The 8,573-nt window shown below is 72.5% G+C and carries 5 protein-coding genes and 1 pseudogene; 5 read left to right on the top strand and 1 reads right to left on the bottom strand.

The genetic code is table 11. The features are described from left to right. From AW16_RS18695 to AW16_RS0116395, 5 genes and pseudogenes are all read left to right on the top strand, one after another. Positions 1–332, top strand: a pseudogene (locus AW16_RS18695) (hypothetical protein); the annotation flags it as partial. Then, positions 329–3,103 carry a hypothetical protein gene (locus AW16_RS18700; RefSeq protein ID WP_034649778.1) on the top strand — a complete coding sequence of 925 codons (2,775 nt, stop codon included), beginning with the start codon at positions 329–331 and terminating at the stop codon, positions 3,101–3,103. The pseudogene AW16_RS18695 and the gene AW16_RS18700, both read left to right, overlap by 4 nt. 114 nt (positions 3,104–3,217) lie before the next feature. Beyond that, positions 3,218–5,251 carry an Ig-like domain repeat protein gene (locus AW16_RS0116385; protein WP_029292161.1) on the top strand — a complete coding sequence of 678 codons (2,034 nt, stop codon included), beginning with the start codon at positions 3,218–3,220 and terminating at the stop codon, positions 5,249–5,251. 29 nt (positions 5,252–5,280) lie between these two features. Beyond that, on the top strand, positions 5,281–6,177 hold the full coding sequence (locus tag AW16_RS0116390) for a sortase (protein ID WP_029292163.1): 897 nt from the start codon (positions 5,281–5,283) through the stop codon (positions 6,175–6,177). A gap of 167 nt (positions 6,178–6,344) precedes the next feature. Continuing rightward, positions 6,345–7,109 (top strand): phosphate ABC transporter ATP-binding protein, encoded by a 765-nt coding sequence (locus AW16_RS0116395; protein WP_051682035.1) that lies wholly within the window; start codon positions 6,345–6,347, stop codon positions 7,107–7,109. A 95-nt stretch (positions 7,110–7,204) separates the two neighbouring features. Here AW16_RS0116395 and AW16_RS0116400 read toward each other — a convergent pair whose 3' ends face one another. Further along, the gene (locus AW16_RS0116400) at positions 7,205–8,566 is read right to left on the bottom strand and encodes an HNH endonuclease signature motif containing protein (protein WP_255347070.1); all 1,362 of its coding nucleotides are present in this window, start codon (positions 8,564–8,566) and stop codon (positions 7,205–7,207) included. Positions 8,567–8,573: the final 7 nt, after the last annotated feature.

Raw genomic sequence — 8,573 nt, forward strand, 5'->3', positions numbered from 1 at the left:
GGTCCGGCACGGACGGTGCGTCCGGAACCGACGGCGCGACGAGCGGCGGCGGGAGCACCGACGGGGGATCCGGCGGGACCGGCACGACGGTCGTCGCCGGCGGCCCCGTCAGCGGCGGCGGACCCGTCGTGTGCCAGGACGACACCGGCGAGTGCACCAACGTCGTCGCGGAGCCCGTGGACACGGGTGCGCGGCAGGACGGCATGAGCCCGTGGGTGGTCGTGGCCGCGTGCGTGCTCGCGCTCGCGCTCGTCGTCGTGCCGCCGCTGCTGTCGCGCGGCGTCCCGGTGGCCGCACGCACGCGTCGCTCCGCTCGTCGGGCGCGCCGGTGAGCGCGCTGCGGGGCCGGGTCCTGCCCGGTCGGGACGCGGACCGGCGTACGGCGGATCGACCGACGACAGGCGGGCCGACGACAGGCGGGCCGACGACCGGCCGGGCTGCCGCTCGGGAGAGCGCGCGGCGCCTGCGAGCCGTCGGCGCCGCGCTGACCGCACTCGGCATCGCGCTCGTCGCGGTCGGCGGGTCGGTGCTCGCGACGTCGGGCAGCGCGGCCGGCGCCGAGTCCGGGTCGAGCGGAGGCGGCGACGTCGTCGAGCAGCTCGACGGCGGTTCGGGCGTCGTGCAGGCGTGGTCCGACCCGTCGCTCGTCGGCGAGCGCGACCGTGCCGACCAGGACTGGGCCACGTTCAAGGACCTCGAGGTCTCGGTCAGCCAGACGCGCAACCTGTCGCACCAGGGCATCACGATCGACTGGAAGGGCGCCCGCCCGACGTCCGCCGGCCGCTTCTCGACCGATTTTCTCCAGGTCATGCAGTGCTGGGGCGACGCCTCCGACGGCCCGACGCCCGAGCAGTGCCAGTGGGGCGCACCCAACCCGAGCCTCACGTCGCTGCTCGGCGACCGCGTCGCGCTGCGGTCCCTCAAGCGCGGCGAGGACCCGCGCCAGGCGTACGACGAGGCGCACCAGGTGCCGCCGCCGATCACGAACCCCAACCTCAAGGCGTACGCGGTGCCGTTCACGACCGTCGACGGCGAGTCCTCGACCGACGTCTCGGACTACTTCACACCGACCTCGAGCAACGAGATCACCGCGGCACGCACGGGCAGCGACGGCACCGGGACCGCGAGCTTCGAGGTGCAGACCGCGCTCGAGGCCCCGCAGCTGGGCTGCGGGGCGACGCTGCCGTCGGGGTCGCCGCGCGCGTGCTGGCTCGTGGTCGTGCCGCGTGGCGAGCTCGACGCGGACGGCACGGCCGCCGAGCAGTCGCCGGCCGGCAGCATCTCGGGCTCGCCGCTGTCGGCCACCGCGTGGTCGCACCGCATGGTGTTCCCGCTGCGGTTCGCGGCGATCGGCTCGTCGTGCGCGCTGGGCAACGCCGAGCAGCGGATCGTGGGCAACGAGCTGTTCTCCGACGCGATGACGTCGTGGCAGTCGGCGCTGTGCGGGACCGGGACCACGTACGGGTTCTCGCAGGTCGGCGACGACGAGGCGCGCGGGCAGCTGTCGAGCTCCGTGCCGGGGGCGTCGCGGCTCGCGGTGGTGAACGGTCCGGTCACGCAGCCCTCGGCGGACGACGAGGGTGACGCTGGCGACGGCGACGCAGCCGCCACCGACTCGTCGGCCGACGTCCTGTACGCCCCGGTCGCCCAGACGGCGCTCGTCGTCGGCTACACGATCGACCGCCAGTACAGGCTGGGCAGCACGCTCGCGGGCCGCGACGGCACCGCGCTCGAGGACCTGACCCTCAACGCGCGCCTGGTGGCGAAGCTGCTCACGCAGTCGTACCGCGCCGACGTCCCAGGCGGCGGCACGGGCGGCGGCACGGGCGCGGTCAAGGACAACCCGAGAAGCATCGTCAACGACCCGGAATTCGTCGCCCTGAATCCCGAGATCGCACAATTCGTGGCGACGGCGGCACCCGACGGGCTCATGGTCGGGCTCGGCACCTCGGACGCCTATCGGGCGGTGTGGAGATGGATCGTCGCCGATCCTTATGCGCGTGCATTCCTGGAGGGAGAGCCCGACGAGCACGGGATGCGCATCAACCCCGTGTACAAGTCGCTCGACCTCGCGCACGACGACACGCTCGACAGCTTCCCGAAGGCCGACCTGAGCACCTACCGCCAGGACGACACCGTGCCCGAGCCGGGCTACGGGACGCTCGACCTGCGCCCGTACACGTCCGACATGGCCGACGCGGCCGTCAAGACGCAGAAGGCGAACTCGGGCAACAAGATCGTCTGGGAGCCCAACAAGGTGCCGGCCGGGTTCGTGTCGTCGGGCGCCCAGCTCCCCGGTCAGCGGTTCTCGATCTCGCTCACCGACCTCGCCTCCGCGCAGCGCTACGGCCTGCGCACCGCGCGGCTCGTGAACGCCGCGGGACAGGCCGTGGGAGCCGACGACGACAGCCTGACCGCCGCCGTCGCCGCGATGCGGACCGTCGCCGACGGGGTCGTCGCGACCGACCCCGCGGACCGGACCCTCGGCGCCTACCCGCTCACGGTCGTCGAGTACGCTGCGGCCGCCGTGTGCGCGGCCGACCAGCAGCAACGCGACGACTACGCGACGTTCCTGCGGTACGCGGCCGGCACGGGCCAGCGGCTCGGCGAGGCCAAGGGCATGCTCCCGCGCGGGTACCTGCCGCTGTCGTCGGCCCAGGCCGAGGCGACCTCTGCCGCCGCCGACCAGCTGAGCGACGAGGCCGCCGTCGCGCGGCGCTGCGGCACGGGCGCCACGCCCACCCCGACCCCGACGACCAGCGCCACGCCGACGGCGACGCCGACGCCGACCCCGACGGCGACCGAGCCCCCGGCCGCGGACCCGACGACCCCGGCCGTCGCGCCGCCGGTCGCGCCGCCCGCGACCGACCCCTCACCGACCCCGTCGTCGACCCCGCAGCCGCCGAAGGACCCCGACACCGGCACGGCCTCGCCGGCCGACCCGCACCTCACCGGGGCCGCCCCGCTGGGTGCCGCGCGCCTCGGCGTCGCGGGGTCGATGGGCCTGGGCGCAGCGTGCGCCGTGACGGGTCCGCTGCTCGTACGACGGTCGCGCACCCTGGCCGCACTCGAATCACCCGAAGACGCCATCGATTTCCCGTGAGCAGCGTCCGGCGTTCCACTGCCGGACACCCGGTGTTGGCCGCGAAATCCTAGTTTTCGGAATGCGACGCGCCTCGCGTCGGAAATTCTCACGCTTCTGTTCGAGAGGACCACCATGAAGGTCAACGCCTTCGCCAGGATCGGGCTCGGTGCCGGTATCACGGCGCTCGCTCTCGGTGCGATCGTCGCACCGGCCCAGGCCGACCCCGCGACGGGGACGTTCGGCACGCTCGTCGGCCTCGGCTCCGACACCACGCAGGCCGTGGTCGGCGGTCTCGCCACCGCCATCGGCGGCAACGTGCTCGCCTCGTACGACGCCACGGGCTCCGCGAGCGTCGTCACGCACCCCGGCGGCTTCGCCGTCCCGCGTGCCAACAACTCGGGCGGCGGGCGCGACCTGCTGCGCGTCGCGATCGGCCAGATCGAGACCGCCGCGATCCCGGTGTTCAACTCCTCCCCCGTCACGGTCGCCACCTCCGACGTCGCGGGCCAGGTGCAGTTCGCGCGCAGCTCGAGCGGCGCCAGCAGCACCGACGTCGCCGACGACGGCGTGCTCACGTACATCCCGTTCGCCGTGGACGCCGTCTCCTACGCCACCGCGCCGAACAGCGTGATCCCGACCGACCTCTCGAAGGCGCAGGTCGTCTCGATCTACAAGGGCGAGCTGACGAAGGTCGTCGTCAACGGCGGCACGACGTCGCTGAAGGGCCCCGACTACGTCGCGGTCTCGGGTGACGTCGTCACGGACATCAAGACGTTCCTGCCGGCGGCCGGCTCGGGTACGCGCTCCTACTGGCTGGGCCAGATGGGCATCACCGAGTCCGACATCTCGACGGGCAAGTACCCCAACCTGACCGCTCTCGACTTCGCCGGCAACGCCGTGCAGGAGCACCAGGGCGCTGCGCTCGTCAGCGGCAGCGCGACGCAGAACGCCGGTGCGATCGCCCCGTTCTCGATCGCGCAGTGGGTCGCGCAGGCCAACGGCAAGACGACCGACCTGCGTGCGGGCGCCAACATCGGTGGTGTCGACGGCCAGGCCGCGACGACCGGCTCGGGCACCGCGTTCGCGCTGAACCCGTCGTACAACGCGTACACGCGCCCCGTGTACAACATCGTGCCGTCGACCCTCGCCGACGACCCGACCTCGGAGATCGCCAAGACGTTCGTCGGCACGGGCTCGCGCGTGTGCCAGCAGACGTCGACGATCACCGCGTTCGGCTTCGGCCTGCTCTCGGGCAGCACGCACTGCGGTGACACCACGACGCGCGCGTACAAGGCGTCGGCGAGCGAGACGTCCCTGACGCTCTCGGCCGCGTCGGTCACGGCCGGTGCGAAGGTGACCGCGTCCGCGACCGTCGACTCGTACGGCAAGGGCGGCGGCACCGTGCGTCTCTACGACGGCACGACGCTGCTCGGCTCGTTCGCCGTCGCGGCGGGTGCCACCTCCGGCTCCGGCCAGGTGTCGTCGAGCGTCGTCGGCTCGCACTCGGTGAAGGCCGTGTTCCTGCCGAACCTGCTCGGTGTCGCGTCGTCGACCTCCGCCGAGGTCCCGCTCACGGTCACGCCCGCGGTCGTCACGCCGCCGGCCGCCGTCGCGTCGACCACGAAGGTCACGGTCAGCTCGAAGCCCGTCGTGGGCAAGTCGTTCACCGTGACGGCCGCGGTCTCCGCGTCGAAGTCCGTCGCCGGCTCGGTGACGTTCTACGACGGCACGCACAAGCTCGGCACGGCGAAGGTCAACGGCGGCAAGGCCGTGCTCGGCGTCAAGGCGAGCAAGACGTCGTACTCGGTGAAGGCCGCGTTCGCGTCCTCGTCCACCTCGACCGTGAAGTCGTCGACCTCGGCGGCCGTCGCGGTGAAGGTCGCGAAGGCCACGCCCAAGGTGTCCGTCTCGGGCTCGTCGACGATCGCCAAGAAGAAGACCGGCACCCTCACGGTGAAGGTCTCCGCGACCGGCGTCACGCCGACCGGCAAGGTCGTCGTCAAGGACGGCAAGAAGACCATCAAGACGGTCACGCTCACGTCCGGCAAGGCCACGGTGAAGCTGCCCAAGCTCAAGGCGGGCAAGCACAAGATCGTCGTGACCTACACCGGCTCGTCCACCGTCAGCGCGAAGTCGTCGTCCTCGCGGACGATCACGCAGCGCTGACCTCGCCCACCGGAACACAGCCGACGCCGATGACGACCACCCTGCCCCGCCTGGACACGACGATCCGGCCGGCCCCTCCCAGCGAGCGCGCTCGCCTGGCGGGGACCACCCTGGCCATCGTCGCCGCCCTGGCGCTGGGGATCGTCGTCAACGCCGTGGTGATCTCCCCGCTGCGGTACGAGCGGGACCAGACCGTGGCGTACTGGGACCTGCGGTCCCAGCTGGCGAACGGCACCGCGCCGGTCGGCCAGGTCACGACAGCGGACCGACTCCTCCCCGAGGGCACACCCGTGGCGATCGTGCAGATCCCGCGGCTCGGGGTGGACGACGTCGTCCTCGAAGGGACGTCGTCGAAGGTCACGCAGTCGGGACCTGGCCACCGGCGCGACACCGTGCTCCCCGGCCAGGCCGGCGCGAGCGTGGTGATGGGCCGGCACGGCGCGTACGGCGCGGTGCTCGGCCACCTGGACCGGCTCCGGCCCGGTGACGTGATCCGCACCGTCACCGGGCAGGGGACCGCCACCTACACCGTCACGGGGCTGCGCCGAGCCGGCGACCCGCTGCCCGAGCCGCTCGCCGCGGGCGAGGGGCGGCTGACCCTCGTCAGCGCCACCGGGGCGCGATGGTTGCCCGACGGCGTGCTGCGTGTCGACGCCACGCTCAGCGGGCAGGCGTTCGCCACGCCCCTCACACCCCTGCAGTCGGGGATGCTCGGCGACGACGAGGCCGCGTTCAGCGGCGACGCCGACGCGTGGCCCCTGCTCCTGCTCGCCCTCGCCGCGCTCACCGGGTGCGCCGTGCTGACCACCGTGCTGCGGCGCTGGTGGGGACGATGGCAGTCGTGGGTGGTGGGGGTGCCGCTCGTGCTGCTGTGCGCCGTGCTCGTGGCGCAGCAGGTGTTCGTGCTGCTGCCGAACCTTGTGTGACCGTCGGCCACCGGATGCCGCTCGTTCATCTGTCCGCCACCTAGATCCCCCAAGGTTCTCCCATGAGCGTTGACTCGTTCGTGGTCGTCGCGCCGCAGCCCCCTGCGCTGCCCGACGCCCCGACCCACCTGCTGCCTCCCGTCCCCGCGGTCGTCGAGCGTCCCGCGATGGAGGCGCGCGCGGTGTCGGCGTGGTTCGGGAGCCACAAGGTGCTCGAGCGCGTCTCGCTGTCGATGCCGTCGGGTCGCGTCACGGCGCTGATCGGGCCGTCCGGGTGCGGAAAGTCGACGTTCCTGCGCATCCTCAACCGGATGCACGAGCTCATCCCGTCGGCCGCGCTGGCCGGTGAGGTACTGCTCGACGGCGAGGACATCTACGACCCCGCGCGCCGCGTGACCGACGCGCGGCGGCACATCGGCATGGTGTTCCAGAAGCCGAACCCGTTCCCCGCGATGTCCATCCAGGACAACGTCACCGCCGGGCTGTCGCTCACTGGGGTGCGCATCGGTGCGCGCGAGAAGGCAGACCTCGTCGAGGAGTGCCTCACCCGCGCCGGGCTGTGGAACGAGGTGAAGGACCGGCTGCGCGCACCCGGCGGCGGCCTGTCGGGCGGCCAGCAGCAGCGGCTGTGCATCGCGCGGTCGCTGGCCGTGCGCCCGCGGGTCCTGCTCATGGACGAGCCGTGCTCGGCCCTCGACCCGACGTCCACCCGCCGCGTCGAGGAGACCATCCAGGCACTGGCCGGCGAGGTGACGATCGTCATCGTCACGCACAACATGCAGCAGGCCGCGCGGGTCTCCGACCAGTGCGCCTTCTTCCTCGCGGAGCAGGGCACGCCGGGCGGCATCGTCGAGCACGGTGCCACGGCGCAGGTCTTCGACTCCCCCCGCGACAAGCGCACCGAGGACTACGTCAACGGCCGCTTCGGCTGACGAGCCCATCGGCGGCAGCGTCGTGTGACGAGCCCGTGCCCCACGACGGGTGCGACGAGCCCGCGGGCCGCGTACTCCCGCTCCCTCGGTCGCGGTCAGGCGGCCGCATCGATGCGTCGCGGTTCGTTGATGACCGTCCCGTCGCTGGTGCGCCGGAACGTGTAGCTGGCCCGCGGCCTGCCGACCGGCGGCAACCCTCCCGCGGTCGCGTCAGCGCCTGGCATGAGCGCGTCGAGATCGCCGACCATCGCGCCGATGGGCGCGTCGACCTGACCGTTCCGTCCGCTGGGCGCGTCGACCTGACCGCCAGCTCCGATTGGTTGGTCGGGTGGCATGTCGCCGTTCTCGATGCGTGGTCGCCGCCGCCCGGGTCTGGGTCTCGGCGGTGGGACGTGTCGTTCGATGGTGAGGTTGTGTTCGTGGACGCGGTGGTGGTGGTACTCGCAGAGCATCACCGCGTTGTCGATGGAGGTGTCTCCTCGGTCCCGGTCCCACCAGCGGATGTGGTGGATCTCGGTGAACCGGGCTGGTGTCTCGCACCCATTCCACGCACACCCCTGGTCCCGCACGGTCACGGCACGCCGGTGCGCCCCGGTGTAGACCCGGGCTGTGCGCCCGAGGTCGACGGGGACGTTGTCTGCGGTGATCGCGATCCTGGTGATGTCGCAGTCGCACAACGCCTTCGCCAGCTCCGACAACGGCACGGGTGTCCCGTCCTCCAACGTCGGCGCTGGCACCCCGGCCAACCCGGCCGCCAGGTGCCCAGCAGCAGACCGGGTGGTGATGAGTTCACCGTCTGCGGTGCGCGGTCCGGGCAGATCTGCGAACAACGAGTCCCCGCCGTTCACCTCGCCCTCGACTACCGCTTCACGGCGCGCGTGGTGGATGCGGCCTTGCTCGCCGGCGAGGCCGGCGCGGTGCAGCTCGACCATCGTCTCGGCCGGCACGATCAACGAGATGTGCGGACGGTTACGCACCCCGGACAACCCACCACCGACGCGACCAGCACGCGCACCCACGCCAACGGCTGAACCCGCACCAGAGCTTGAGCTCGAGGCACCGCCCGAGCCCACGTACTCGCCCGCACCGCCACCAACAACGCTTCCTGCACCGCCCTCGCCGGTGCCGCAACCCAAGGCGTGGCCGGCGATCGTGCCCAGGGCGTCCGCGCGGCGCTGCTGGCCGGTGCGTTCGTCCCCCTCGACCCGCGGCGAGGCCGCCTCCAATGCCAGGCGCAACGCGTGCCCGGTGGTGGCGTCCAGGAACCCGGTGACCTTGACCCCGGCGCCGTGACCGGACAGGTTGAAGAACCGGTCCCGCCGGGCCTGGTCGTGCTCGTCCTGCACCCGGCCCGGGTCGAAGACAGCCGCGTACTCCAGGATCGTCCTGCGGGTCTGCACCGGTGTCATACCCGTGACCGCCTCAGTGAACCTCGCCTGCGCGACCGGGTCCGCCAACGCCTCC

This window comes from Cellulomonas sp. HZM, from assembly GCF_000708885.1.
GTDB lineage: Bacteria > Actinomycetota > Actinomycetes > Actinomycetales > Cellulomonadaceae > Cellulomonas.

Excerpts from the sequence above, each read along its gene's own strand:
- AW16_RS0116390 (WP_029292163.1), top strand. The coding sequence starts at position 5,281 with ATGACGACCACCCTGCCCCGCCTGGACACGACGATCCGGCCGGCCCCT.
- AW16_RS0116385 (WP_029292161.1), top strand. The coding sequence starts at position 3,218 with ATGAAGGTCAACGCCTTCGCCAGGATCGGGCTCGGTGCCGGTATCACG.
- AW16_RS0116395 (WP_051682035.1), top strand. The coding sequence starts at position 6,345 with ATGGAGGCGCGCGCGGTGTCGGCGTGGTTCGGGAGCCACAAGGTGCTC.